The following is a 26,464-nucleotide window of genomic DNA, read 5'->3' on the forward strand; positions in this document are numbered from 1 at the left end:
CTGATGCACCCAACATCACAGCAACGAAATCTCGATATTCGGCTCATGGATGACTTTGAACGAACGCGCTTACCCGGCGCCCCTCGAGTTTCTGCGCACGCTTTAGCAAAGAAGAGAGAGTTAATCCGAATATGCCCACCCGCTCGAAGATCATCTATACCTTCACCGACGAAGCTCCCGCCCTCGCCACCTATTCACTGTTGCCTATCGTAGAGGCGTTCACCGCCTCGGCTGATATCGCCGTTGAAACCCGCGATATCTCTCTTGCAGGGCGCATCCTGGCCAGCTTCCCCGAGCAATTGGGCGACAAAGCCGTAGCCGACCACCTCGCCGAGCTGGGCGCGCTGGCCGTTACGCCTGAAGCCAACATCATCAAGCTGCCGAACATCAGCGCCTCGGTTCCGCAACTGCAAGCCGCGATCAAGGAGCTGCAAGCCCAGGGCTACGCCCTGCCGGACTATCCGGAAACCGTGACCTGCGACGCCGACAAAGAAGCCAAGGCGCGCTACGACAAGGTCAAGGGCAGCGCCGTGAACCCGGTTCTGCGCGAAGGCAACTCCGACCGCCGCGCTCCACTGTCGGTGAAGAACTACGCACGCAAGCACCCGCACAAAATGGGCGCCTGGGCCGCAGACTCCAAGTCCCACGTCGCGCACATGAGCAGCGGTGATTTCTACGGTAGCGAAAAAGCTGCCCTGATCGACGCCCCTGGCGCGGTCAAGATCGAACTGATCGCTCAAGACGGCACCACCACCGTCCTGAAAGAAAAAACCAGCGTCCAGGCTGGCGAGATCCTCGACTGCGCCGTGATGAGCAAAAACGCCCTGCGCGCTTTCATCGCCGCTGAAATCGAAAGCGCCAAGGCACAAGGCGTGCTGCTGTCGGTTCACCTCAAAGCCACCATGATGAAGGTCTCCGACCCGATCATGTTCGGCCAGATCGTTGCCGAGTTCTACAAAGACGCCCTGGCCAAGCACGCTGACGTGCTGGCGCAGATCGGCTTCAACCTGAACAACGGCATCGGCGACCTGTACTCGCGCATCAAGGCCTTGCCTGCCGAGCAGCAAGCCGCCATCGAAGCGGACATCCAGGCGGTCTACGCCGTTCGTCCGTCGTTGGCCATGGTCAACTCCGACAAAGGCATCACCAACCTGCACGTGCCGAGCGACGTCATCGTCGACGCCTCGATGCCAGCCATGATCCGTGACTCCGGCAAGATGTGGGGCACCGACGGCCAGCTGCACGACACCAAGGCGGTGATCCCGGATCGCTGCTACGCCACCATCTACCAGGCAGTGATTGAAGACTGCAAGGCCAATGGCGCGTTCGATCCAACCACCATGGGCAGCGTGCCGAACGTTGGCCTGATGGCGAAAAAAGCCGAAGAGTACGGCTCGCACGACAAGACTTTCCAGATCAAGACCAACGGCGTTGTCCGCGTGACCGACACCAATGGCACCCTGCTGCTGGAACAGTCGGTTGAAGCCGGCGACATCTTCCGCATGTGCCAGACCAAAGACGCGCCGATCCAGGACTGGGTCAAGCTGGCCGTCAACCGTGCCCGCGCAAGCAGCACGCCAGCGATCTTCTGGCTGGACCCGATGCGCGCCCACGACGGCGTGGTGATCGAGAAAGTCCAGGCTTACCTGAAGGATCACGACACTGCCGGCCTGGACATCCAGATCATGGCACCTGTCGACGCGATGAAGTTCACCCTGCAACGCACTCGCGCAGGCAAAGACACCATCTCGGTAACCGGCAACGTATTGCGCGACTACCTGACTGACCTGTTCCCGATCATGGAACTGGGCACCAGCGCCAAGATGCTGTCGATCGTTCCGCTGATGAATGGCGGCGGCCTGTTCGAAACCGGCGCCGGCGGTTCGGCTCCGAAGCACGTGCAACAACTGCTGGAAGAAAACTTCCTGCGCTGGGATTCCCTGGGCGAGTTCCTGGCCCTGGCCGCTTCCCTTGAGCACCTGGGCGTGACCTACAACAACCCCAAGGCGCTGGTTCTGGCCAAGACCCTGGATCAGGCCACTGGCCAGTTCCTGGACAACAACAAGTCGCCATCGCGCAAAGTCGGCAACATCGACAACCGCGGCAGCCACTTCTACCTGGCGCTGTACTGGGCTCAAGCCCTGGCCGCCCAGACCGAAGACACTGCACTGCAAGCGCAGTTTGCGACCCTGGCCAAGACCCTGACCGAGAACGAAGCAACCATCGTTGCCGAGCTCAACGCCGTACAGGGCAAGCCAGTGGACATCGGCGGTTACTACCACGCCGATGCCGAGCTGATCAGCAAGGCCATGCGCCCGAGCGCAACCTTCAACGCAGCGGTTGCAGCGTTGGTTTAAGGTTGTAAGGGAACATCACAAACCCCGGCCATGCGCCGGGGTTTGTGTTTTCAGCCATCACACCAATTTATCTGTCGAAACCGGACCCTGTGGGAGCGAGCCTGCTCGCGAAAGCGGTTTATCATTCAACATCAATGCTGGCTGACCCACAGCCTTCGCGAGCAGGCTCGCTCCCACAGGGACAGCATTTCAACATCAAGGGAAATTCATGGACTGGCAACCCCACATCACCGTCGCCACCATCGTCGAAGACAACGACCGCTTCCTGATGGTCGAAGAACTCAAGCACGGACGCGTGGTGCTCAACCAACCCGCCGGCCACCTGGACCCGAACGAAACCCTGACCGAGGCCGCCGTGCGCGAAACCCTCGAGGAAACCGGCTGGGACGTCGAACCCACCGGTGTACTGGGAATCTATCTCTATACCGCCCCGAGCAACGGCGTGACCTACCAGCGGGTCTGCTTCATCGCCAAACCGCTGAAACATCACCCCGAGTATCAACTGGATGAGGGCATCGTCGGTGCCAAGTGGTTGACCCGCGAGGAATTAATCGGCCGGCGCGACAACTGGCGCAGCGAGCTGATCATGCGTTGCATCGACGATTATCTGGACGGCAAACACTTCGGCCTCGAATTGATCCGCCCTTCTCTTTAGCCTTGCGGGCTGGAGCCTGTTAGAATCGCGTCCTTTTTCAAGACACTCATTGAATCCCTATGCGTGATCCAGCCCCTTCTGACACACAAAAGAAGCGCGTCATTGTCGGCATGTCCGGCGGCGTGGACTCTTCCGTTTCCGCCCTCCTGCTGATCGAGCAGGGCTATGAGGTGGAAGGCCTGTTCATGAAGAACTGGGAAGAAGACGACGGAACCGAATACTGCACCGCCATGGATGACCTGGCGGACGCCCAGGCCGTGTGCGACAAGATTGGCATCAAGCTGCACACCGCCAACTTCGCCGCCGAGTACTGGGACAACGTGTTCGAGCACTTCCTGGCCGAATACAAGGCCGGTCGTACGCCAAACCCGGACATCCTGTGCAACCGCGAGATCAAGTTCAAGGCGTTCCTCGACTACGCCATGATGCTCGGCGCCGATCTGATCGCCACCGGTCACTACGTGCGCCGCCGCGACATCGACGGCCGCACCGAACTGCTCAAGGGCCTGGACCCGAACAAGGACCAGAGCTACTTCCTGCACGCCGTTGGCGGCGAGCAGATCGCCAAGACCCTGTTCCCGGTCGGCGAACTGGAAAAACCCCAGGTTCGCGCGATTGCCGAGAAATACGAGCTGGCGACCGCGAAAAAGAAGGATTCCACCGGGATCTGCTTTATCGGCGAACGCCGCTTCAGCGACTTCCTCAAGCAATACCTGCCGGCACAACCGGGCGAGATCAAGACCACCGAAGGTGAAGTCATCGGCCGCCACCATGGCTTGATGTACCACACCATCGGCCAACGCCAGGGCCTGGGCATCGGCGGGCTGAAAGACGCCAGCGACGAGCCGTGGTACGTGCTGATCAAGGACCTGGAACACAACGAGCTGATCGTTGGCCAGGGTAACGATCACCCGTGGCTGTTTTCCCGCGCCCTGCTCGCTTCGGATATCTATTGGGTCAACCCGATCGACCTGAGCCAGCCGCGCAGGCTGACCGCCAAGGTTCGTTATCGCCAGGGCGACCAGCCCTGCACCCTGGAGAAAACCGCTACCGGCTATCGCGCGACCTTCGATGACCCGCAACGCGCGGTGACTCCAGGCCAATCCGTGGTGTTCTACGACGGCGAGATCTGCCTTGGCGGCGGTGTGATCGAAGTTGCAGAACCCTGGACAAGCAAGAGCACCAGTAAAGGCCAGGCCCAATGAGTCCCACCCAGGAGCAACTGACGGCGCTGGGCGGCGTATTCCTCGCCGCGGTGCTGGTGGACAAGATCGCCAAGACCGGCCAGACCAACGAGGCCGGCCTGACCTGCATGCTCGGCAGCCTGCTGATTCGCGACCCCAAGGACACCCTGGAAGTCTATGGCGGCGACGATATCAACCTGCGTGAAGGCTATCGCGCATTGATCGGCGCCCTCGAACGCGACCCGAGTGCCCTGCAACGCGAACCGCTGCGCTACGCCTTGGCCATGCTGGGCCTGGAGCGTCAACTGGCCAAGCGCGAAGACATGCTGGAGATCATCGGCAAGCGCCTGCCGCAGATCCAGTCCCAGGTCGAGCACTTCGGTCCGGCCCACGAAAACGTGATCGCCGCATGTGGCGCACTGTATCAGGACACCCTGAGCACCCTGCGCCAACGCATCCAGGTGCACGGTGACATGCGCAACCTGCAGCAACCGAGCAACGCCTCGAAAATTCGCGCCCTGCTGCTGGCCGGTATCCGCTCGGCACGCCTGTGGCGACAATTGGGCGGTCATCGCTGGCAGCTGGTGATTAGCCGCAAAAAATTGCTCAAAGAGCTTTACCCATTGATGCGTAACGAATAACCCGCATCGACAGCACCGAACTTAGCAATACGCGTAATACGCCGGTCAGTTGGCGACGGACCGGCGGATTTTTTCATGTATGATACGCGCCCCATTTCGTTGCCCGACTGTCCGAGAACACCCCATGCAGCTCTCTTCGCTCACTGCGGTTTCCCCTGTTGACGGCCGCTACGCCGGCAAAACCCAGGCCCTGCGCCCAATTTTCAGCGAGTACGGCCTGATCCGTGCCCGCGTCCTGGTTGAAGTGCGCTGGCTCCAGCGCCTGGCCGCTCACCCTGCCATCAGCGAAGTGCCGGCGTTCTCCGCCGAAGCCAACGCGGTATTGAACACCCTGGCGGAAAACTTCTCCCTGGAGCACGCCGAGCGTGTCAAAGAGATCGAGCGCACCACCAACCACGACGTAAAAGCCATCGAATACCTGCTCAAGGAGCAGGCCGCCAAGCTGCCGGAATTGGCCGCTGTCAGCGAGTTCATCCACTTCGCCTGCACCAGCGAGGACATCAACAACCTGTCCCACGCCCTGATGCTGCGCGAAGGCCGTGATGACGTGATGCTGCCGCTGATGCGCCAGACCGCCGAAGCCATCCGCGAACTGGCCATCCGCTTCGCCGACGTGCCGATGCTGTCGCGCACCCACGGCCAACCGGCGTCGCCAACCACCCTGGGCAAAGAACTGGCGAACGTGGTTTACCGCCTGGAGCGCCAGATCGCCCAGGTCGCTGCCGTTCCGCTGCTGGGCAAGATCAACGGCGCTGTCGGCAACTACAACGCTCACCTGTCGGCCTACCCTGAGATCGACTGGGAAGCCAATGCCCGCGCCTTCATCGAAGACGAGCTGGGCCTGGGCTTCAACCCGTACACCACGCAGATCGAACCGCACGACTACATCGCCGAGTTGTTCGACGCAATCGCGCGCTTCAACACCATCCTGATCGACTTCGACCGTGATATCTGGGGCTACATCTCCCTGGGTTATTTCAAGCAGCGCACCATCGCTGGCGAAATCGGCTCGTCGACCATGCCGCACAAGGTCAACCCGATCGACTTCGAAAACTCCGAAGGCAACCTGGGTATCGCCAACGCACTGTTCCAGCACCTGGCGAGCAAACTGCCAATCTCCCGCTGGCAGCGCGACCTGACTGACTCCACCGTACTGCGCAACCTCGGTGTCGGCTTCGCCCACAGCGTGATCGCATACGAAGCCAGCCTCAAGGGCATCAGCAAGCTGGAGCTCAACGAGCAGAAGATTGCCGCTGACCTGGACGCTTGCTGGGAAGTATTGGCCGAGCCAATCCAGACCGTCATGCGTCGCTACAACATCGAAAACCCGTACGAAAAGCTGAAAGAATTGACCCGCGGCAAGGGCATCAGCCCTGAGGCGCTGCAAACTTTCATCGACGGCCTGGACATGCCAGCCGCCGCCAAGGCCGAGCTGAAACTGCTCACCCCGGCGAACTACATCGGCAACGCTGTAGCGCAAGCCAAACGCATCTGATCGACCGCTGGACCCTTTTAAGACGCCCGGCCGCGCCGGGCGTTTTTATTCCCGTATGAAAAGTGCTTTTTTTCAATAGGTTACACATGAATCCTGACATTCCTCTTCAACTTCTGGGCGGCATCACGGCACGCGAGTTCCTGCGCGACTACTGGCAGAAAAAACCGCTGTTGATCCGTCAGGCGATTCCTGATTTCGAAAGCCCGATCGATGCCGACGAACTGGCCGGCCTGGCGCTGGAAGAAGAAGTCGAATCGCGCCTGATCATCGAGAACGGCGAGCGCCCATGGGAATTGCGTCGCGGCCCCTTTGCCGAAGACGAGTTCAGCAAGTTGCCGGAGCGCGATTGGACCCTGCTGGTGCAGGCCGTCGACCAGTTCGTGCCGGAAGTCAGCGAACTGCTGGAAAACTTCCGCTTCCTGCCGAGCTGGCGCATCGATGACGTGATGATCAGCTTCGCCGCCCCCGGTGGCAGCGTCGGCCCGCACTTCGACAACTACGACGTGTTCCTGCTGCAAGGCCACGGCAAGCGCAACTGGAAAATCGGCCAGATGTGCAACGCCGAAAGCCCGCTGCTGCAACACGCGGACCTGCGCATCCTCGCCGACTTCGAGGCCACCGATGAATGGGTGCTGGAACCGGGCGACATGCTCTACCTGCCGCCACGCCTGGCCCACTGTGGCGTGGCTGTCGATGACTGCCTGACCTATTCCGTAGGTTTCCGCGCACCGAGCGCCGCTGAAGTGCTGACCCACTTCACCGACTTCCTCAGCCAGTTCCTGTCGGACGAAGAGCGCTACACCGACGCCGACGCCGTGCCGGCGGTCGATCCGCACCAGATCCAGCATGACGCCCTCGACCGCCTGAAAAGCCTGCTGGCCGAACACATGAGCGACGAGCGCCTGCTGCTGACCTGGTTCGGCCAGTTCATGACCGAACCCCGCTACCCGGAACTGGTGGTCGGCCCTGAAGACCTCGAGGAAGAAGACGTTCTCGGCGCGCTGGAGCAAGGCGCCGTACTGATCCGCAACCCTAGCGCGCGCCTGGCGTGGTCGGAAGTCGATGACGACCTGTTGCTGTTTGCCAGCGGCCAGAGCCGCTACCTGCCGGGCAAACTGCGCGAACTGCTGAAGATGATCTGCGCCGCCGACGCGCTGCACGTCGACAACCTGGGTGACTGGTTGACCGACGAAGATGGCCGCGGCCTGCTGTGCGAACTGGTCAAGCAAGGAAGCCTGGGGTTTGCCGATGAATAAGATTCACGTACGTGTCGCAGACTGGCAAAAGGACAACGCCGAGATCCGGCGCATTCGTGAAGCGGTGTTCGTCGCCGAGCAATCCGTACCACCCGAGCTGGAATGGGATGCCGACGATGTCACGGCCGTGCACTTTCTTGCCCTCGAAGGCGACTTTCCGGTCGGCACCGCCCGCCTGCTGCCTGACGGTCACGTCGGCCGGGTGTCGGTACTCAAGGACTGGCGCGGCCTGAAGGTCGGCGATGCGCTGATGCATGCGGTGATCGACGAAGCCGAAGAGCGCGGGCTGAAGCAGCAAATGCTCAGCGCCCAGGTGCAGGCCACGGCGTTCTACGAGCGCCTGGGCTTTCACATGGTCAGCGAGGAGTTCCTGGAAGCAGGGATTCCGCATGTGGACATGGTTCGTCACTCGGGCTGATACCGAGTCGCGGCCTTCGCGAGCAGGCTCGCTCCCACAAGGATCGCGCAAGACCTGTGGGAGCGGGCTTGCCCGCGATGGGGCCTTGAAGCCCACCACAAAACGCCCTGGCATCATACGATGCCGGGGCGTTTTGCTGTCTACGATTCAACTTGCCCCCTCCCAGGCCGACAAACCGGTAATACCAACACGCTGTAGGAGCGAGCATGCTCGCGATGGACTTGAGAACGCCGCGGGGTGTCAGGCTTCACGCTTTATCGTTCACGACCATCGCGAGCATGCTCGCCCCTACACACCCCGGGCCGACAAACTGGCAATATCAAGACCTTTGATTGCGGAGATAACGGATATGTCCCTACGCACCCTGCTCACCACACTGCTGGTGACCTGCAGTTTTTCACTCATGGCCGCCACCGAAATCGTGCCGCTGAACTACCACAGCAGTGCCGACATGTTGCCGGTTGCGCAGGATTTCATCGGCAAGGATGGCCAAGTCAGCGCTTACGGCAATCAACTCATCGTCAAAGCCGATCAGCGCAAGATCGACGAACTTAAAGCTTTATTGAGCCAACTCGATACGGCACCCAAACGCTTGCTGATCACAGTCGATACGAACGAAAACAACTTTCAGGGCGATCAGGGCTACTCGGTGAACGGCGCCAAGCCGGGCCAAACCCGGATCATCAGCCATAGCACCGCCAGTCGCGAGGGTGGCATCCAGCAAATCCAGGCCACCGACGGCATGCCGGCGCTGATCCAGGTCGGCCAGAGCGTGCCATTGACCAGCACCCAGGTCGATTCCTACGGCGACCTGCGCAGCCAGACCGAATACCGCAACGTCACCCAGGGCTTTTACGTCACCGCCAACGTCACCGGCGAGATCGTTCACCTTTCGATCAGTACCAACCGTGACCGCATGAGCCAGGAACGTCCCGATGTAGTGAATGTGCAAAGCACCGACACAACCGTCACCGGCCGCCTGGGGGAATGGATCCTGCTGGCCGGCGTGAATCGCCAGACACAGGCCGACAAACAGGGTATGGCCCGCAGCTACGGGACCCAGGGACGCGATGACATGACCCTGCGGGTGAAAGTCGATACTTTGGACCAAGACACCAAAAACTGACTGGCAGGTCGTATTAGACCAAAGATGTAGTGCCTGAAAAAAAGCACTACAAAACGTTTGACGAGTCAAAAAAGCAAAGGCATGATGGCCTCGCTCCCGCTAATCAGGGGCCCTGGCAAGGGCCTTCGAGGCGATGTTCGCACCTACCCCGCGAACCGCTTCGTGTCTGTACCGCCCACAAGGTGTGTTTGACGAGGTTGCCGACTGGAACGAAGTTGTCCCGAGGGACGGAAGCGTAATTAGGTAATCCGGCACCACACTGATGTTCGTACCAAGGCCCACGACGCCCGAATGCGCCCGCAGTTCGCCTTTACCTGCTCACTTCCCCTCGAGCCATCGTTCATCCCGTCGCCACCCCCGCCGAACCCGACTTGACCACCTAAGCTTCTGGTCAGCGAGCGCAGGAATTTTCCACCGCAGAACAACTTTTCATAAAGACGCGACGAGGTTTATCTCCCATGGCACTGACACGCGAACAGCAAATTGCAGCCCTCGAAAAAGACTGGGCTGAAAACCCGCGCTGGAAAGGCGTGACACGCACTTACTCCGCTGCTGACGTCGTCCGCCTGCGTGGCTCGGTTCAACCTGAGCACACCTTTGCAAAAATGGGCGCCGAGAAGCTGTGGAACCTGGTTACCCAGGGTGCCAAGCCAGCCTTCCGTCCTGAGAAAGATTTCGTCAACTGCATGGGCGCCCTGACCGGCGGCCAGGCTGTACAACAAGTCAAAGCCGGTATCCAGGCGATCTACCTGTCGGGCTGGCAAGTGGCTGCGGACAACAACTCCGCCGAATCGATGTACCCTGACCAGTCGCTGTACCCGGTGGACTCGGTTCCAACCGTGGTCAAGCGCATCAACAACTCGTTCCGTCGTGCCGACCAGATCCAGTGGAAAGCCGGCAAGAACCCGGGCGACGAAGGCTACATCGACTACTTCGCGCCAATCGTGGCTGACGCCGAAGCCGGTTTCGGCGGCGTACTGAACGCCTACGAGCTGATGAAGAGCATGATCGAGGCAGGCGCCGCCGGCGTTCACTTCGAAGACCAGCTGGCTTCCGTGAAGAAATGCGGCCACATGGGCGGCAAGGTACTGGTTCCTACCCAGGAAGCGGTACAGAAGCTGACCGCTGCCCGTCTGGCAGCCGACGTTGCCGGTACTCCGACCATCATCCTGGCCCGTACCGACGCTAACGCCGCCGACCTGCTGACTTCCGACTGCGACCCGTACGACCAGCCGTTCGTAACTGGCGAACGTACCCAGGAAGGCTTCTACAAAGTGCGCGCCGGCCTGGACCAGGCAATCGCTCGCGGCCTGGCCTATGCACCGTACGCCGACCTGATCTGGTGCGAAACCGCCAAGCCAGACCTGGAAGAGGCTCGTCGCTTCGCTGAAGCGATCAAGAAGGAATACCCGGACCAACTGCTGTCGTACAACTGCTCGCCTTCCTTCAACTGGAAGAAAAACCTGGACGACGCGACCATCGCCAAGTTCCAGCGCGAACTGTCCGCCATGGGTTACAAGCACCAGTTCATCACCCTGGCCGGCATTCACAACATGTGGCACAGCATGTTCAACCTGGCGCACGACTACGCCCGCAACGACATGACTGCCTACGTGAAGCTGCAGGAGCAGGAATTCGCCGACGCCGCCAAGGGCTACACCTTCGTGGCTCACCAGCAGGAAGTGGGCACCGGTTACTTCGACGACATGACCACCGTGATCCAGGGTGGCTCGTCGTCGGTCACCGCTCTGACCGGTTCGACTGAAGAAGAACAGTTCCACTGATCTGCTTCGATTGAGACATCAGCCGCTGCGGGCCCTATAGAAAGCTAACCGCAGCGCTGCACACCTGACGCCCCGACTGGTTCGGGGCGTTTTTTTTGCGCGCAGCACCACAAACCCCCGTAACCCTGTAGGAGCTGACGAGTGAAACGAGGCTGCGATCTTTTGATTTTGCCGATAAACAAGATCAAAAGATCGCAGCCTCGTTTCACTCGTCAGCTCCTACAGTTACGTGCATGTAAGGCAACTTCCCAACCATAAACCTGATAAACAGTTTAAAAACCCACTCAAACAATATTGATTATCATTTAGCCAAAACTATGTTCGTTACATTCCCTACAAAACATATTTCCCAAAATGCCGGCTAATGCCCGCAACGCAAGGGCTACGGCGCTTTTGCCGCTCGCTATGTCCTTATTCCTATAAATAATTTCGCTATAGGAATTTTACTTGCTGGGTGTTTAGCCATAAAATCAGCGGGATTGATTGCTGCGACATATCGTCACTGCGTTGTTACCTTTTCAAGCTCAGAGACCTTTGCTCTCTGTTAAGGATTACCAGCATGCCCGAAGCGACAGGACTCATGGCCCACAACTGGGGCTTTGCCATTTTCCTTCTAGGCGTCGTCGGCCTCTGTGCCTTCATGCTGGGCGTCTCCAGCCTCCTTGGGTCAAAAGCCTGGGGCCGCAGCAAAAACGAACCGTTCGAGTCCGGCATGCTACCTACAGGTGGCGCCCGCTTGCGGCTCTCAGCCAAATTCTATCTGGTCGCGATGCTGTTCGTGATCTTCGATATCGAAGCCCTCTTTCTCTTTGCATGGTCTGTGTCCGTCCGCGAAAGCGGCTGGACCGGATTCGTCGAAGCTCTCGTTTTCATAGCAATTCTGTTGGCAGGTCTTGTCTACCTATTCCGAGTGGGCGCCCTTGACTGGGCTCCGGAAGCTCGGCGCAAGCGGCAAGCGAAGCTGAAACAATGAGGCTTTGGCAATGCAATACAATCTCACCAGGATCGACCCCGATGCTCCTAACGAGCAGTATCCGATCGGCCAGCGGGAAACCGTTTCCGATCCGTTAGAAGATCAAGTCCACAAAAACATTTTCATGGGCAAGCTCGAAGACGTGCTTAACGGCACGATCAACTGGGGGCGCAAGAACTCCCTGTGGCCGTATAACTTCGGTCTTTCGTGCTGCTACGTGGAAATGACCACCGCCTTCACGGCGCCCCACGACATCGCGCGCTTCGGCGCCGAGGTTATCCGGGCATCGCCGCGCCAGGCGGATTTCATGGTTATCGCCGGTACCTGCTTCATCAAGATGGCGCCGATCATTCAGCGTCTCTACGAGCAAATGCTCGAACCTAAATGGGTCATCTCCATGGGTTCGTGCGCCAACTCCGGTGGCATGTACGACATCTACTCCGTCGTTCAAGGGGTGGACAAGTTCCTGCCCGTGGACGTCTACGTGCCTGGCTGCCCGCCCCGCCCTGAAGCTTTCCTGCAAGGCTTGATGCTGCTGCAGGAGTCGATTGGACAGGAGCGTCGTCCGCTTTCCTGGGTCGTTGGCGATCAAGGCGTATATCGCGCCGAGATGCCTTCCGAAAAGGACAAGCGCCGCGAACAGCGAATCGCAGTCACCAACCTGCGCAGCCCCGACGAAGTCTGATCCAGCTCTGCTTCTTCAATAGAACGAGACACTGGCTTCATTCTTTACGTTGACCGAAAGCGATTAAATAACCATGACTACAGGCAGTGCTCTGTACATCCCGCCTTACAAGGCAGACGACCAGGATGTGGTCGTCGAACTGAACAACCGTTTTGGCCCGGAGGCGTTCACCGCCCAGCCTACCCGCACCGGCATGCCGGTGCTTTGGGTTGCCCGCGCCAAACTCGTCGAAGTCCTGACGTTCCTGCGCAACCTGCCCAAGCCGTACGTCATGCTCTATGACCTGCATGGCGTGGACGAGCGTCTGCGCACCAAGCGTCAAGGGCTGCCGAACGGCGTCGACTTCTCCGTGTTCTACCACCTGATGTCGATCGAACGTAATAGTGACGTCATGATCAAGGTCGCCTTGTCCGAGAGCGACCTCAGCCTGCCAACCGTCACCAGCATCTGGCCAAATGCCAACTGGTACGAGCGTGAAGTCTGGGACATGTACGGCATCGACTTCAAAGGTCACCCGCACCTGTCGCGCATCATGATGCCGCCGACCTGGGAAGGTCACCCGCTGCGCAAGGACTTCCCGGCCCGTGCCACCGAGTTCGACCCGTACAGCCTGACCCTGGCCAAGCAACAGCTCGAGGAAGAAGCCGCACGCTTCAAGCCTGAAGACTGGGGCATGAAGCGTTCCGGCCCGAACGAGGACTACATGTTCCTCAACCTGGGTCCCAACCACCCTTCGGCGCACGGTGCGTTCCGCATCATCCTGCAGCTGGACGGTGAAGAGATCGTCGACTGCGTCCCGGACATCGGCTACCACCACCGTGGCGCCGAGAAGATGGCCGAGCGTCAGTCCTGGCACAGCTTCATCCCGTACACCGACCGTATCGACTACCTCGGCGGCGTGATGAACAACCTGCCGTACGTGCTCTCGGTCGAGAAGCTGGCCGGCATCAAGGTGCCTGAGAAGGTAGACGTCATCCGCATCATGATGGCCGAGTTCTTCCGGATCACCAGCCACCTGCTGTTCCTGGGTACCTACATCCAGGACGTTGGCGCCATGACCCCGGTGTTCTTCACCTTCACCGACCGCCAGAAGGCGTACACGGTGATCGAAGCCATCACCGGTTTCCGCCTGCACCCGGCCTGGTACCGCATCGGTGGCGTCGCCCACGACCTGCCGCGCGGCTGGGAAAAACTGGTCAAGGATTTCGTCGAGTGGATGCCCAAGCGCCTGGACGAATACCAGAAAGCCGCACTGGACAACAGCATCCTGCGTGGCCGGACCATCGGCGTCGCCGACTACAACACCAAGCAAGCCCTGGAATGGGGCGTCACCGGTGCCGGCCTGCGTGCCACCGGTTGCGACTTCGACCTGCGTAAGGCGCGCCCGTACTCGGGCTACGAGAACTTCGAGTTCGAAGTGCCGCTGGCGGCCAATGGCGATGCCTACGACCGTTGCATCGTGCGCGTGGAAGAAATGCGCCAGAGCATCAAGATCATCGACCAGTGCCTGCGCAACATGCCGGAAGGCCCGTACAAGGCGGATCACCCGCTGACCACGCCGCCACCGAAAGAGCGCACGCTGCAGCACATCGAGACCTTGATCACGCACTTCCTGCAAGTTTCGTGGGGCCCGGTCATGCCGGCCAACGAATCCTTCCAGATGATCGAAGCGACCAAGGGCATCAACAGTTATTACCTGACGAGCGATGGCGGCACCATGAGCTACCGCACCCGGATTCGTACCCCAAGCTTCCCGCACCTGCAGCAGATCCCTTCGGTGATCAAAGGCAGCATGGTCGCGGACTTGATCGCGTACCTGGGTAGTATCGATTTCGTTATGGCCGACGTGGACCGCTAAGCATGAACAGCACGCTTATCCAGACAGACCGTTTCACCTTGAGTGAAACCGAGCGCTCGGCCATCGAGCACGAGTTGCATCACTACGAAGACCCGCGCGCGGCGTCGATCGAAGCCCTGAAGATCGTCCAGAAGGAACGTGGCTGGGTGCCGGACGGCGCCTTGTACGCCATCGGCGAGATCCTCGGCATCCCGGCCAGCGACGTTGAAGGCGTGGCGACGTTCTACAGCCAGATCTTCCGTCAGCCAGTGGGCCGTCACATCATTCGCGTCTGCGACAGCATGGTCTGCTACATCGGCGGCCACGAGTCGGTGGTCAGCGAAATCCAGAGCAAACTCGGCATCGGCCTGGGTCAAACCACCACCGACGGTCGTTTCACCCTGCTGCCGGTCTGCTGCCTCGGCAACTGCGACAAGGCGCCGGCGTTGATGATCGACGACGACACGTTCGGTGATGTGCAGCCAGCTGGCGTTGCCAAATTGCTCGAGGGCTACGTATGACCCTGACTTCCTTCGGTCCGGCCAACCGCATCAAGCGTTCGGCCGAGACTCACCCGCTCACCTGGCGCCTGCGTGACGACGGCGAAGCCGTATGGCTCGACGAATACCAGGCCAAGAACGGTTACGCCGCGGCGCGCAAGGCCTTCGCCGACATGGCCCAGGACGATATCGTCCAGACCGTGAAAGACTCCGGCCTTAAAGGCCGCGGCGGTGCAGGCTTCCCCACTGGCGTGAAGTGGGGCCTGATGCCAAAAGACGAATCCATCAACATCCGCTACCTGCTGTGCAACGCGGATGAAATGGAGCCCAACACCTGGAAAGACCGCATGCTGATGGAGCAACTGCCCCATCTGCTGATCGAAGGCATGCTGATCAGTGCCCGCGCACTGAAAACCTACCGTGGCTACATCTTCCTGCGCGGCGAGTACACCACCGCCGCCAAGCACCTGAACCGTGCCGTGGAAGAAGCCAAGGCAGCCGGTCTTTTGGGCAAGAACATCCTGGGCAGCGGCTTTGATTTCGAGCTGTTCGTCCACACCGGTGCCGGGCGTTACATCTGCGGTGAAGAAACCGCACTGATCAACTCCCTCGAAGGCCGCCGCGCCAACCCGCGCTCCAAGCCGCCCTTCCCTGCCGCCGTTGGCGTATGGGGCAAGCCGACCTGCGTGAACAACGTCGAGACCCTGTGCAACGTGCCGGCGATCATCGCCGACGGCGTGGACTGGTACAAATCGTTGGCTCGCGAAGGCAGCGAAGACATGGGCACCAAGCTCATGGGCTTCTCCGGCAAGGTCAAGAACCCTGGCCTGTGGGAGCTGCCGTTTGGCGTCACCGCTCGCGAGCTGTTCGAAGACTATGCTGGCGGCATGCGCGACGGTTACAAGCTCAAGGCCTGGCAGCCTGGCGGTGCCGGTACCGGCTTCCTGTTGCCGGAACACCTGGACGCACAAATGTACGCCGGCGGCATCGCCAAGGTGGGCACCCGTATGGGTACCGGCCTGGCCATGGCGGTGGACGACAGCGTCAACATGGTGTCCCTGCTGCGCAACATGGAGCAGTTCTTCGCCCGCGAATCCTGCGGCTTCTGCACCCCTTGCCGCGATGGCCTGCCATGGAGCGTCAAGCTGCTGATGGCCATCGAGAACGGTGAAGGGCAAGCCGGCGACATCGAGACCCTGCTGGGTCTGGTCGGCTTCCTTGGCCCAGGCAAGACCTTCTGTGCTCACGCACCGGGCGCCGTGGAGCCGTTGGGCAGTGCCATCAAATACTTCCGCCACGAGTTCGAAGCCGGCATCGCGCCTACCCGCGCCGCCGTCCCGCCTCTGGCAAGGCCGATCGTAGTCGGCGCGTAAATGCTTAAAAAAGGCGAAGGGTCCGTGCCCTTCGCTTTTCGCGCGATGACGCCTTCACCGGCTGTGTTGATTCGCGCGGATAACAAGATTCCATTAGCCACGCCCGCTGACACCGGGCCAACGAAGAACTTTGAACCATGGCCACTATCCACGTAGACGGCAAAGCGCTCGAAGTCGATGGGGCAGACAACCTGTTACAGGCATGTCTGTCTCTGGGCCTCGATATTCCGTATTTCTGCTGGCACCCTGCCCTCGGCAGCGTTGGCGCTTGCCGCCAGTGCGCGGTCAAGCAGTACACCGACGAGAACGACACCCGTGGTCGTATCGTCATGTCCTGCATGACCCCTGCCACCGATGGCACCTGGATCTCCATCGACGATGAAGAGTCCAAGGCATTTCGCGCCAGCGTTGTTGAATGGCTGATGACCAACCACCCTCACGACTGCCCGGTCTGTGAGGAAGGCGGTCACTGCCACCTGCAAGACATGACGGTAATGACCGGCCACAACGAGCGCCGTTACCGCTTCACCAAGCGTACCCACCAGAACCAGCAACTGGGCCCGTTCATTTCCCACGAGATGAACCGCTGCATCGCTTGCTACCGCTGCGTGCGCTTCTATAAAGACTACGCTGGCGGCACCGACCTCGGCGTATTCGGCGCCCACGACAACGTGTACTTCGGTCGCGTTGAAGACGGCGTGCTGGAAAGCGAGTTCTCCGGCAACCTGACCGAGGTCTGCCCGACCGGTGTGTTCACCGACAAGACTCACTCCGAGCGCTACAACCGTAAGTGGGACATGCAGTTCTCGCCGAGTATCTGCCATGGCTGCTCCAGCGGTTGCAACATCTCCCCGGGCGAGCGCTACGGTGAACTGCGTCGTATCGAAAACCGCTACAACGGTTCGGTGAACCAGTACTTTCTGTGCGACCGTGGCCGTTTCGGCTATGGCTACGTCAACCGCGAAGACCGCCCACGTCAGCCCCTGCTGGCCAATGGCGCCAAGCTGAGCCTCGACGAAGCCCTGGATAAAGCCGCCGACCTGCTGCGCGGTCGCAACATCGTCGGTATCGGTTCGCCCCGCGCCAGCCTCGAAAGCAACTACGCGTTGCGCGAACTGGTCGGTGCCGAGCACTTCTACTCCGGTATCGAAGCTGCCGAGCTGGAACGCATCCGTCTGGTCCTGCAGGTGCTCAAAGACAGCCCGCTGCCTGTGCCGAACATGCGCGACATCGAAGACCACGACGCCGTGTTCGTCCTCGGTGAAGACCTGACCCAGACTGCTGCTCGTATGGCCCTGTCCCTGCGTCAATCGGTCAAGGGCAAGGCCGAAGACATGGCTGACGCCATGCGCGTCCAGCCTTGGCTCGACGCTGCGGTGAAGAACATCGGCCAGCACGCGCTGAACCCGCTGTTCATTGCAAGCCTGGCTGAAACCAAGCTCGACGACATCGCCGAAGAGTGCGTTCACGCCGCTCCCGACGACCTGGCCCGCATCGGTTTCGCCGTGGCTCACGCCCTCGACGCCAGCGCTCCGGCCGTCGAAGGCCTGGACGCCGAAGCCCTCGAGCTGGCCAAGCGCATTGCCGACGCCCTGCTCGCGGCCAAGCGCCCACTGATCATCGCCGGCACTTCCCTGGGCTCCAAAGCCCTGATCGAAGCTGCCGCGAACATCGCCAAGGCCCTGAAGCTGCGCGAGAAGAACGGTTCCATCAGCCTGATCGTGCCTGAGGCCAACAGCCTCGGCCTGGCCATGCTCGGTGGCGAATCGGTCGATGCAGCCCTGCAAGCGGTGATCGACGGTAAAGCCGACGCCATCGTCGTGCTGGAAAACGATCTGTACACCCGCACTGACAAGGCCAAGGTCGACGCAGCCCTGAACGCCACCAAAGTGCTGATCGTGGCCGACCACCAGAAGACCGCTACCAGCGATCGCGCACACCTGGTCCTGCCAGCCGCCAGCTTCGCTGAAGGCGACGGTACCCTGGTTAGCCAGGAAGGTCGCGCCCAGCGCTTCTTCCAGGTGTTCGATCCGAAGTACATGGACGCGAGCATCCTGGTTCACGAAGGCTGGCGCTGGCTGCATGCCCTGCGTGCGACCCTGCTGAACCAGCCGATCGACTGGACCCAACTGGACCACGTCACCGCTGCCGTGGCTGCAAGCACGCCGCAATTGAACCGCATCGTCGATGCCGCTCCGTCCGCCGCGTTCCGCATCAAGGGCATGAAACTGGCCCGTGAACCGTTGCGTTACTCCGGTCGTACCGCCATGCGCGCCGACATCAGCGTGCACGAACCGCGTACCCCGCAGGACAAGGACACCGCGTTCGCCTTCTCGATGGAAGGTTACTCGGGCTCGGCCGAACCGCGCCAGCAAGTGCCATTCGCCTGGTCTCCGGGCTGGAACTCGCCGCAAGCCTGGAACAAGTTCCAGGACGAAGTCGGTGGTCACATCCGCGCTGGCGACCCGGGCACCCGCCTGATCGAAAGCACAGGTGATTCGCTGAACTGGTTCGCCAGTGTTCCGCGCGCGTTCAACCCGGCCCCGGGCACCTGGCAGGTCGTGCCGTTCTTCCACCTGTTCGGCAGCGAAGAGAACTCTTCGAAAGCCGCGCCGGTCCAGGAACGTATTCCGGCCGCCTACGTCGCCTTGGCCAAATCCGAAGCCGACCGCCTGGGTGTCAACGACGGCGCCATGCTGAGCTTGAACGTTGCCGGCCAGACCCTGCGTCTGCCGCTGCGCATCAACGAAGAGCTGGGCGCAGGCCTGGTGGCCTTGCCTGCGGGCATCGCCGGCATTCCGCCAGCGATCTTTGGTAAATCCGTTGACGGTCTGCAGGAGGCAGCTCAATGACCTTGTTCACTCCTGAAGTGATCGACGTGATCATCGCGGTCCTCAAGGCCGTGGTGATCCTGCTCGCCGTGGTGGTTTGCGGCGCCCTGCTCAGCTGGGTGGAGCGTCGCCTGCTCGCCCTCTGGCAGGACCGTTACGGTCCGAACCGCGTCGGCCCGTTCGGCGCGTTCCAGATCGCCGCCGACATGATCAAGATGTTCTTCAAGGAAGACTGGACGCCTCCATTCGCCGACAAGATGATCTTCACCCTGGCACCGGTCGTGGCCATGAGCGCCCTGCTGATTGCCTTCGCGATCATCCCGATCACCCCGACCTGGGGCGTGGCGGATATCAACATCGGCATCCTGTTCTTCTTCGCCATGGCCGGCCTGTCGGTCTACGCGGTGCTGTTCGCCGGCTGGTCGAGCAACAACAAGTTCGCCCTGCTGGGCAGCTTGCGGGCCTCGGCACAGACCGTGTCGTACGAAGTGTTCATGGGCCTGTCGCTGATGGGCATCGTGATCCAGGTCGGCTCGTTCAACATGCGCGACATCGTTGAATACCAAGCGCAGAACATGTGGTTCATCATTCCGCAGATCTTCGGCTTCCTGACCTTCTTCATCGCTGGCGTCGCCGTGACTCACCGTCACCCGTTCGACCAGCCGGAAGCGGAGCAGGAACTGGCCGACGGTTACCACATTGAATACGCCGGCATGAAATGGGGCATGTTCTTCGTCGGCGAGTACATCGGCATCGTGCTGATTTCGGCACTGCTGGTGACCTTGTTCTTCGGTGGCTGGCACGGTCCGTTCGGCATCCTGCCGCAGATCCCGTTCATCTGGTTCGCACTGAAAACCGCGTTCTTCATCATGATGTTCATCCTGCTGCGCGCCTCGATTCCGCGCCCACGGTATGACCAGGTGATGGATTTCAGCTGGAAGTTCTGCCTGCCGCTGACCCTCGTCAACATGCTGGTGACCGCTGCGATCGTGTTGCTCAACACGCCCGCCGTCGCGGCTCAGTGAGGAGAGAGAATCATGAAGTACATATTTGACATCGTGCATGGCTTCTACACCCAGCTTCGCAGCCTGGTGATGATTTTCGGCCACGCCTTCCGCAAGCGCGACACGCTGCAGTACCCGGAAGAACCGGTCTACCTGCCGCCGCGCTACCGTGGCCGTATCGTCCTGACCCGCGACCCCGACGGCGAAGAGCGTTGTGTAGCCTGCAACCTGTGCGCCGTGGCGTGCCCGGTCGGTTGCATCTCGCTGCAGAAAGCTGAAACCGAAGACGGTCGCTGGTATCCGGACTTCTTCCGCATCAACTTCTCGCGCTGCATCTTTTGCGGCCTCTGCGAGGAAGCCTGCCCGACCACCGCGATCCAGCTCACGCCGGATTTCGAAATGGCCGAGTTCAAACGTCAGGACCTGGTTTACGAGAAAGAAGATCTGCTGATCTCCGGCCCCGGCAAAAACCCTGATTACAACTTCTATCGTGTTGCAGGTATGGCGATTGCCGGTAAGCCGAAGGGCTCCGCGCAGAATGAAGCCGAACCGATCAACGTGAAGAGCTTGCTGCCTTAAGGAAGAAAGATGGAATTCGCTTTCTATTTCGCATCGGGTATCGCTGTGGTGTCCACGCTTCGCGTGATCACCAACACCAACCCTGTGCACGCCCTGCTCTACCTGATCATTTCGCTGATTGCCGTGGCGATGACGTTTTTCGCCCTCGGCGCGCCGTTTGCCGGTGTCCTGGAAGTGATCGCCTACGCTGGCGCCATCATGGTGCTGTTCGTGTTCGTGGTGATGATGCTGAACCTTGGCCCGGCCTCGGTTCAGCAAGAGCGCGTCTGGCTCAAGCCCGGTATTTGGGCCGGCCCGGTCGCCCTGGCTGCGCTGCTGCTGGTGGAACTGCTGTATGTGCTGTTCTCCCACCAGACCGGTGAGGCCGTTGGCCACACCACCGTAGACGCCAAGGCCGTGGGCATCAGCCTGTTCGGTCCGTACCTGCTGGTGGTCGAACTCGCCTCGATGCTGCTGCTCGCCGCAGCCGTGACGGCGTTCCACTTGGGCCGCAACGAAGCCAAGGAGCAATGACGATGCCTGCTATCCCTATGGAGCATGGTCTGGCGGTCGCCGGCATCCTGTTCTGCCTCGGTCTGGTCGGCCTGATGGTCCGCCGCAACATTCTTTTCGTGCTGATGAGCCTGGAGGTCATGATGAATGCCTCCGCCTTGGCTTTCATCGTTGCCGGTAGCCGTTGGGCGCAGCCGGATGGACAGATCATGTTCATCCTGGTGATCAGCCTGGCAGCCGCCGAGGCCAGTATCGGCCTGGCGATTCTGTTGCAGCTGTACCGCCGCTTCCACACTCTCGATATCGACGCTGCCAGCGAGATGCGCGGATGAATCTTCTCTATCTGACTTTCGTATTCCCTCTCATTGGTTTCCTGCTGCTGTCGTTCTCCCGTGGACGCCTCTCGGAAAACCTCTCGGCGCTGATCGGCGTCGGTTCCGTCGGCTTGTCGGCCATCGTCACGGCTTACGTGATCTGGCAATTCAACGTCGCCCCACCGGAAGACGGCCACTACACCCAGGTGTTGTGGCAGTGGATGGCGGTGGAAGGCTTCACGCCGAACTTCGCGCTGTACCTCGATGGTCTGTCCCTGACCATGCTCGGTGTGGTGGTTGGCGTGGGTTTCCTGATCCACCTGTTCGCGTCCTGGTACATGCGCGGTGAAGCCGGTTACTCGCGCTTCTTCGCCTACACCAACCTGTTTATCGCCAGCATGCTGTTCCTGGTGCTGGGCGATAACCTGTTGTTCCTGTACTTCGGCTGGGAAGGCGTGGGCCTGTGCTCGTACCTGTTGATCGGTTTCTACTACAGCAACCGCAACAACGGTAACGCCGCGCTCAAGGCCTTCATCGTGACCCGTATCGGCGACGTGTTCATGGCTATCGGCCTGTTCATCCTGTTCGCCCAACTGGGTACGCTGAACGTCCAGGAACTGCTGGTGCTGGCACCGCAGAAATTCCAGGCCGGTGACTTCTGGATGGTCATGGCCACCCTGATGCTGCTGGGCGGCGCTGTCGGTAAATCCGCGCAACTGCCGCTGCAAACCTGGCTGGCGGACGCGATGGCCGGTCCTACCCCGGTTTCGGCACTGATCCACGCCGCAACCATGGTAACCGCGGGCGTCTACCTGATCGCCCGTACCCACGGCCTGTTCACCCTGGCGCCGGAAATCCTGCACCTGGTCGGCATCGTCGGCGGTGTGACCCTGGTGCTGGCAGGTTTTGCCGCCCTGGTTCAAACCGACATCAAGCGTATCCTCGCCTACTCGACCATGAGCCAGATCGGCTACATGTTCCTGGCCCTGGGCGTTGGCGCCTGGGACGGCGCGATCTTCCACCTGATGACCCACGCCTTCTTCAAGGCGCTGTTGTTCCTTGCCTCCGGTGCGGTGATCGTTGCCTGCCACCACGAGCAGGACATCTTCAAGATGGGCGGCCTGTGGAAGAAACTGCCTCTGGCCTACGCCAGCTTCATCGTTGGCGGTGCGGCCCTGGCGGCCCTGCCACTGGTGACCGCAGGTTTCTACTCCAAGGACGAAATCCTCTGGGAAGCGTTCGCCAGCGGCAACCAGGGTCTGCTCTACGCAGGTCTGGTCGGCGCGTTCATGACCTCGCTGTACACCTTCCGCCTGATCTTCATCGCGTTCCACGGTGAAGCGAAGACCGAAGCCCACGCCGGTCACGGCATCGCTCACTGGCTGCCGCTGTCGGTGCTGATCGTATTGTCCACCGCCATTGGCGCGATGATCGTTCCACCCCTGCACGGCGTACTGCCGCAAAGCGTCGGCCATGCCGGCGGCGAAGCCAAGCACAGCCTGGAAATCGCCTCGGGCGCCATCGCCCTGTCCGGTATCCTGCTGGCTGCGCTGCTGTTCCTCGGCAAGCGTCGCTTCGTCACCGCCATCGCCAACAGCGGCATCGGCCGTTTCCTCTCGGCCTGGTGGTTCGCTGCCTGGGGCTTCGACTGGATCTACGACAAACTGTTCGTCAAGCCATACCTGGCGATCAGCCACATCCTGCGCAAAGACCCACTGGACCAGACCATCGGCCTGATCCCGCGCATGGCCAAAGGCGGTCACACCGCCCTGAGCCGTACCGAGACGGGTCAACTGCGTTGGTATGCCGCCTCGATGGCTGCTGGTGCCGTGCTGGTAATCGGCGCCGTCGTGCTGGTAGCGGTCTGATATGAACCTTGCGAACTTGCGAAAGGAATTGAGCCCGTCATGATTCTGCCTTGGCTAATCCTGATCCCCTTCATCGGCGGCCTGCTGTGCTGGCTGGGTGAGCGCTTCGGCGCCACCCTCCCCCGCTGGATTGCGCTGATCACCATGTCCCTGTTGCTCGCCCTCGGCCTCTGGCTGTGGGCTAACGGCGACTATTCGTTTGCCCCGGCGCCTGGCGCCGATCCGACCTGGGCGCTTGAGTTCAAGCACGTCTGGATCCAGCGCTTCGGCATCAACGTGCACCTGGCCCTCGACGGCCTGTCGCTGTTGATGATCATGCTGACCGGCCTGCTGGGTGTCCTCTCGGTACTCTGCTCGTGGAAAGAGATCCAGCGTCACGTGGGCTTCTTCCACTTGAACCTGATGTGGATCCTGGGCGGTGTCGTCGGCGTGTTCCTGGCCCTCGACCTGTTCATGTTCTTCTTCTTCTGGGAAATGATGCTGGTGCCGATGTACTTCCTCATCGCGCTCTGGGGTCACAGTTCTTCGGACGGCAAGAAAACCCGGATCTACGCGGCGACCAAGTTCTTCATCTTCACTCAGGCTTCCGGCCTGATCATGCTGGTGGCGATCCTGGGCCTGGTACTGGTCAACTTCAACGACACCGGCGTGATTACGTTCAACTACGCCGACCTGTTGAAAACCAAGATGTCGACGACCACCGAGTACATCCTGATGCTCGGCTTCTTCATCGCCTTCGCGGTGAAGCTGCCAGTCGTACCGTTCCACTCCTGGTTGCCTGACGCTCACGCCCAGGCGCCGACCGCAGGTTCCGTGGACCTGGCCGGTATCTTGCTGAAGACTGCTGCCTACGGCTTGCTGCGTTTCGCCCTGCCGCTGTTCCCGAATGCCTCGGCCGAGTTCGCGCCGTTCGCCATGACCCTGGGTCTGATCGGGATCTTCTACGGCGCGTTCCTGGCGTTCGCGCAAACCGACATCAAGCGTCTGATTGCCTTCTCGTCCGTTTCCCACATGGGCTTCGTACTGATCGGCATCTATTCCGGCAGCCAACTGGCGCTGCAGGGCGCGGTGATGCAGATGCTCGCGCACGGCCTGTCGGCGGCGGCACTCTTTATCCTCAGTGGCCAGCTGTACGAGCGTACCCACACTCGCGACATGCGCGAAATGGGCGGCCTGTGGTCGAAGATCGCCTACCTGCCAGCCCTCAGCCTGTTCTTTGCAGCGGCGTCCCTGGGCCTGCCGGGTACCGGTAACTTCGTCGGTGAGTTCCTGATCCTGATCGGCACCTTCCCGATCGCGCCATGGGTCACCATCATCGCGACGTCCGGCCTGGTGTTCGGTTCGGTCTACTCGCTGATCATGATCCACCGTGCGTACTTCGGTCCGGCCAAGTCGGATGCGGTCCTGCATGGCATGGACGGTCGCGAAATGATCATGGTGGTCGGCCTGGCTGCGCTGCTGATCTACATCGGCGTCTACCCGCAACCGTTCCTCGATACCTCTGCCGCGACGATGCATGGCGTGCAGCAGTGGCTCGGCACCGCCTTCACTCAACTCGCTTCGGCCCGGTAAGAGCGCTATGGAATTCACGACTCAACACTTTATCGCGCTAGCGCCGTTGTTGATCACCAGCGCCACGATCATCGTGGTGATGCTGGCGATTGCCTGGCGCCGCAACCACTCCCAGACCTTCCTGCTGTCGGTGGCGGGTCTGAACCTGGCTTTGCTGTCGATCCTGCCAGCCCTGAAAGTCGCGCCCCTGGCCGTGACGCCATTGCTGCAGATCGACACCTTTGCCTGCCTGTACATGGCGCTGATCCTGGTCGCCACCCTCGCTTGCGTGACCCTCGCCCATGCCTACCTCGGCGATGGCGGTTCGGGTTACCCGGGCAACCGTGAAGAACTGTACCTGCTGATCCTGATGGCCGCCGCCGGTGGCCTGGTGCTGGTCAGCGCGCAGCACCTGGCTGGCTTGTTCATTGGCCTGGAACTGCTCTCGGTACCGGTCTACGGCCTGGTCGCCTATGCCTTCTTCAACAAGCGTTCGCTGGAAGCCGGCATCAAGTACATGGTGCTGTCGGCTGCCGGTTCCGCGTTCCTGTTGTTCGGCATGGCGTTGCTGTATGCCGACTCCGGCTCCCTGAGCTTCGTCGGTATCGGCCAGGCTCTGGCCGCCACCGGCCTGCCAAGCTCGCTGGCACAACTGGGCCTGGGCATGATGCTGATCGGCCTGGCGTTCAAACTGTCGCTGGTACCGTTCCACCTCTGGACCCCGGACGTCTACGAAGGTGCTCCGGCGCCGGTTGCAGCGTTCCTGGCCACGGCCTCCAAAGTCGCGGTGTTCGCGGTGATGGTGCGTCTGTTCCAGATCTCGCCAGCGGCGAGCAGCGGTGTACTGAGCGACGTGCTGACCATCATCGCCATCGCGTCGATCCTGTTCGGTAACCTGCTGGCGCTAACCCAGAGCAACCTCAAGCGTCTGCTGGGTTACTCGTCCATTGCTCACTTCGGTTACCTGCTGATCGCCCTGGTGGCGAGCAAGGGCCTGGCCGTGGAAGCCATCGGCGTGTACCTGGTCACCTACGTGATCACCAGCCTCGGCGCCTTCGGCGTGATCACCCTGATGTCGTCGCCGTACAACGGCCGTGACGCCGATGCCCTGTACGAATACCGCGGCCTGTTCTGGCGCCGTCCGTACCTGACTGCCGTACTGACCGTGATGATGCTGTCCCTGGCTGGTATCCCTCTGACCGCGGGCTTCATCGGCAAGTTCTACATCATCGCCACCGGTGTCCAGTCGCAACAATGGTGGCTGGTCGGCTCCCTGGTACTGGGCAGCGCCATCGGCGTGTTCTACTACCTGCGTGTCATGGTCACCCTGTACCTGATCGAACCAAACCTGCGTCGCCACGATGCCCAACTGCACTGGGAACAACGTGCAGGCGGCGTGATGCTGCTGGCCATCGCGGTACTGGCGTTCTTCCTCGGCCTGTATCCACAGCCGCTGTTGAACCTGGTACAGCAATCGGGTCTGGCGGGTTGATCGCTTAAGCGACACTCCGTAGTAAACAGAAACGGCACCTTCGGGTGCC

Annotated in this window: 22 protein-coding genes; all 22 read left to right on the plus strand. The window is 60.8% G+C overall.

Annotated elements, in window-relative coordinates:
- Positions 1-131 precede the first annotated feature (131 nt).
- The 22 genes from PG5_RS23000 (at position 132) to nuoN (ending at position 26,415) form a co-directional block, all read left to right on the plus strand.
- On the plus strand, positions 132-2,357 hold the full coding sequence (locus PG5_RS23000; RefSeq protein WP_020799532.1) for an NADP-dependent isocitrate dehydrogenase: 2,226 nt from the start codon (positions 132-134) through the stop codon (positions 2,355-2,357).
- A 208-nt stretch (positions 2,358-2,565) separates the two neighbouring features.
- Positions 2,566-3,012 (plus strand): NUDIX hydrolase, encoded by a 447-nt coding sequence (locus PG5_RS23005; protein WP_020799534.1) that lies wholly within the window; start codon positions 2,566-2,568, stop codon positions 3,010-3,012.
- A gap of 59 nt (positions 3,013-3,071) precedes the next feature.
- Positions 3,072-4,217 carry a tRNA 2-thiouridine(34) synthase MnmA gene (gene mnmA / locus PG5_RS23010; protein WP_020799535.1) on the plus strand — a complete coding sequence of 382 codons (1,146 nt, stop codon included), beginning with the start codon at positions 3,072-3,074 and terminating at the stop codon, positions 4,215-4,217.
- Entirely contained in the window at positions 4,214-4,837 is a 624-nt protein-coding gene (gene hflD / locus PG5_RS23015) for a high frequency lysogenization protein HflD (protein WP_020799536.1), read from the plus strand. Before mnmA ends, hflD begins: the two co-directional genes overlap by 4 nt.
- 124 nt (positions 4,838-4,961) lie before the next feature.
- On the plus strand, positions 4,962-6,332 hold the full coding sequence (gene purB, locus PG5_RS23020; protein ID WP_020799537.1) for an adenylosuccinate lyase: 1,371 nt from the start codon (positions 4,962-4,964) through the stop codon (positions 6,330-6,332).
- Between the two features lie 86 nt (positions 6,333-6,418).
- Positions 6,419-7,588 (plus strand): cupin domain-containing protein, encoded by a 1,170-nt coding sequence (locus PG5_RS23025; RefSeq protein ID WP_020799538.1) that lies wholly within the window; start codon positions 6,419-6,421, stop codon positions 7,586-7,588.
- Entirely contained in the window at positions 7,581-8,006 is a 426-nt protein-coding gene (locus tag PG5_RS23030; RefSeq protein ID WP_033042527.1) for a GNAT family N-acetyltransferase, read from the plus strand. The genes PG5_RS23025 and PG5_RS23030 overlap by 8 nt, the downstream gene beginning before the upstream one ends.
- Positions 8,007-8,355: 349 nt before the next feature.
- Complete coding sequence (locus tag PG5_RS23035; RefSeq protein ID WP_020799540.1) at positions 8,356-9,132, plus strand: secretin N-terminal domain-containing protein; 777 nt, start codon at positions 8,356-8,358, stop codon at positions 9,130-9,132.
- 458 nt (positions 9,133-9,590) lie between these two features.
- On the plus strand, positions 9,591-10,916 hold the full coding sequence (gene aceA, locus PG5_RS23040; RefSeq protein WP_020799541.1) for an isocitrate lyase: 1,326 nt from the start codon (positions 9,591-9,593) through the stop codon (positions 10,914-10,916).
- Positions 10,917-11,475: 559 nt separating this feature from the next.
- Positions 11,476-11,889 carry an NADH-quinone oxidoreductase subunit A gene (locus tag PG5_RS23045; protein ID WP_003223812.1) on the plus strand — a complete coding sequence of 138 codons (414 nt, stop codon included), beginning with the start codon at positions 11,476-11,478 and terminating at the stop codon, positions 11,887-11,889.
- Between the two features lie 10 nt (positions 11,890-11,899).
- Positions 11,900-12,574 (plus strand): NADH-quinone oxidoreductase subunit B family protein, encoded by a 675-nt coding sequence (locus tag PG5_RS23050; RefSeq protein ID WP_008061991.1) that lies wholly within the window; start codon positions 11,900-11,902, stop codon positions 12,572-12,574.
- Between the two features lie 73 nt (positions 12,575-12,647).
- On the plus strand, positions 12,648-14,432 hold the full coding sequence (gene nuoC, locus PG5_RS23055) for an NADH-quinone oxidoreductase subunit C/D (protein WP_020799542.1): 1,785 nt from the start codon (positions 12,648-12,650) through the stop codon (positions 14,430-14,432).
- Positions 14,433-14,434: 2 nt separating this feature from the next.
- A complete protein-coding gene (gene nuoE / locus PG5_RS23060) occupies positions 14,435-14,932 on the plus strand; it encodes an NADH-quinone oxidoreductase subunit NuoE (RefSeq protein ID WP_008053447.1) in 498 nt (165 codons plus the stop codon).
- The gene (nuoF, locus tag PG5_RS23065; protein WP_020799543.1) at positions 14,929-16,284 is read left to right on the plus strand and encodes an NADH-quinone oxidoreductase subunit NuoF; all 1,356 of its coding nucleotides are present in this window, start codon (positions 14,929-14,931) and stop codon (positions 16,282-16,284) included. The genes nuoE and nuoF overlap by 4 nt, the downstream gene beginning before the upstream one ends.
- 137 nt (positions 16,285-16,421) lie before the next feature.
- Positions 16,422-19,136 (plus strand): NADH-quinone oxidoreductase subunit NuoG, encoded by a 2,715-nt coding sequence (gene nuoG / locus PG5_RS23070; protein ID WP_020799544.1) that lies wholly within the window; start codon positions 16,422-16,424, stop codon positions 19,134-19,136.
- On the plus strand, positions 19,133-20,140 hold the full coding sequence (nuoH, locus tag PG5_RS23075) for an NADH-quinone oxidoreductase subunit NuoH (protein ID WP_020799545.1): 1,008 nt from the start codon (positions 19,133-19,135) through the stop codon (positions 20,138-20,140). The genes nuoG and nuoH overlap by 4 nt, the downstream gene beginning before the upstream one ends.
- A 12-nt stretch (positions 20,141-20,152) precedes the next feature.
- A complete protein-coding gene (gene nuoI, locus PG5_RS23080; RefSeq protein ID WP_007970449.1) occupies positions 20,153-20,698 on the plus strand; it encodes an NADH-quinone oxidoreductase subunit NuoI in 546 nt (181 codons plus the stop codon).
- A 9-nt stretch (positions 20,699-20,707) separates the two neighbouring features.
- Positions 20,708-21,211 (plus strand): NADH-quinone oxidoreductase subunit J, encoded by a 504-nt coding sequence (nuoJ, locus tag PG5_RS23085; protein ID WP_020799546.1) that lies wholly within the window; start codon positions 20,708-20,710, stop codon positions 21,209-21,211.
- A gap of 2 nt (positions 21,212-21,213) precedes the next feature.
- Complete coding sequence (nuoK, locus tag PG5_RS23090) at positions 21,214-21,522, plus strand: NADH-quinone oxidoreductase subunit NuoK (RefSeq protein WP_007946416.1); 309 nt, start codon at positions 21,214-21,216, stop codon at positions 21,520-21,522.
- A complete protein-coding gene (gene nuoL, locus PG5_RS23095; RefSeq protein WP_020799547.1) occupies positions 21,519-23,372 on the plus strand; it encodes an NADH-quinone oxidoreductase subunit L in 1,854 nt (617 codons plus the stop codon). Before nuoK ends, nuoL begins: the two co-directional genes overlap by 4 nt.
- A 39-nt stretch (positions 23,373-23,411) precedes the next feature.
- A complete protein-coding gene (nuoM, locus tag PG5_RS23100) occupies positions 23,412-24,944 on the plus strand; it encodes an NADH-quinone oxidoreductase subunit M (RefSeq protein WP_020799548.1) in 1,533 nt (510 codons plus the stop codon).
- Positions 24,945-24,951: 7 nt separating this feature from the next.
- Positions 24,952-26,415, plus strand: a complete 1,464-nt coding sequence (nuoN, locus tag PG5_RS23105) for an NADH-quinone oxidoreductase subunit NuoN (RefSeq protein ID WP_020799549.1) — start codon at positions 24,952-24,954, stop codon at positions 26,413-26,415.
- The last annotated feature ends 49 nt before the right edge of the window (positions 26,416-26,464 follow it).

Source organism: Pseudomonas sp. G5(2012) (assembly GCF_000408945.1).
In the GTDB taxonomy this organism is placed as follows: domain Bacteria; phylum Pseudomonadota; class Gammaproteobacteria; order Pseudomonadales; family Pseudomonadaceae; genus Aquipseudomonas; species Aquipseudomonas umsongensis.

Bases quoted from the DNA above. Each gene is read 5' to 3' on its own strand.
- nuoE (WP_008053447.1), top strand. From the start codon at position 14,435: ATGAACAGCACGCTTATCCAGACAGACCGTTTCACCTTGAGTGAAACC.
- purB (WP_020799537.1), top strand. From the start codon at position 4,962: ATGCAGCTCTCTTCGCTCACTGCGGTTTCCCCTGTTGACGGCCGCTAC.
- mnmA (WP_020799535.1), top strand. From the start codon at position 3,072: ATGCGTGATCCAGCCCCTTCTGACACACAAAAGAAGCGCGTCATTGTC.
- PG5_RS23045 (WP_003223812.1), top strand. From the start codon at position 11,476: ATGCCCGAAGCGACAGGACTCATGGCCCACAACTGGGGCTTTGCCATT.
- nuoL (WP_020799547.1), top strand. From the start codon at position 21,519: ATGAATCTTCTCTATCTGACTTTCGTATTCCCTCTCATTGGTTTCCTG.
- nuoK (WP_007946416.1), top strand. From the start codon at position 21,214: ATGCCTGCTATCCCTATGGAGCATGGTCTGGCGGTCGCCGGCATCCTG.
- nuoM (WP_020799548.1), top strand. From the start codon at position 23,412: ATGATTCTGCCTTGGCTAATCCTGATCCCCTTCATCGGCGGCCTGCTG.
- nuoG (WP_020799544.1), top strand. From the start codon at position 16,422: ATGGCCACTATCCACGTAGACGGCAAAGCGCTCGAAGTCGATGGGGCA.
- PG5_RS23050 (WP_008061991.1), top strand. From the start codon at position 11,900: ATGCAATACAATCTCACCAGGATCGACCCCGATGCTCCTAACGAGCAG.
- hflD (WP_020799536.1), top strand. From the start codon at position 4,214: ATGAGTCCCACCCAGGAGCAACTGACGGCGCTGGGCGGCGTATTCCTC.
- nuoN (WP_020799549.1), top strand. From the start codon at position 24,952: ATGGAATTCACGACTCAACACTTTATCGCGCTAGCGCCGTTGTTGATC.
- PG5_RS23035 (WP_020799540.1), top strand. From the start codon at position 8,356: ATGTCCCTACGCACCCTGCTCACCACACTGCTGGTGACCTGCAGTTTT.
- nuoC (WP_020799542.1), top strand. From the start codon at position 12,648: ATGACTACAGGCAGTGCTCTGTACATCCCGCCTTACAAGGCAGACGAC.
- nuoF (WP_020799543.1), top strand. From the start codon at position 14,929: ATGACCCTGACTTCCTTCGGTCCGGCCAACCGCATCAAGCGTTCGGCC.
- PG5_RS23005 (WP_020799534.1), top strand. From the start codon at position 2,566: ATGGACTGGCAACCCCACATCACCGTCGCCACCATCGTCGAAGACAAC.
- PG5_RS23000 (WP_020799532.1), top strand. From the start codon at position 132: ATGCCCACCCGCTCGAAGATCATCTATACCTTCACCGACGAAGCTCCC.
- PG5_RS23030 (WP_033042527.1), top strand. From the start codon at position 7,581: ATGAATAAGATTCACGTACGTGTCGCAGACTGGCAAAAGGACAACGCC.
- nuoJ (WP_020799546.1), top strand. From the start codon at position 20,708: ATGGAATTCGCTTTCTATTTCGCATCGGGTATCGCTGTGGTGTCCACG.
- aceA (WP_020799541.1), top strand. From the start codon at position 9,591: ATGGCACTGACACGCGAACAGCAAATTGCAGCCCTCGAAAAAGACTGG.
- PG5_RS23025 (WP_020799538.1), top strand. From the start codon at position 6,419: ATGAATCCTGACATTCCTCTTCAACTTCTGGGCGGCATCACGGCACGC.
- nuoH (WP_020799545.1), top strand. From the start codon at position 19,133: ATGACCTTGTTCACTCCTGAAGTGATCGACGTGATCATCGCGGTCCTC.
- nuoI (WP_007970449.1), top strand. From the start codon at position 20,153: ATGAAGTACATATTTGACATCGTGCATGGCTTCTACACCCAGCTTCGC.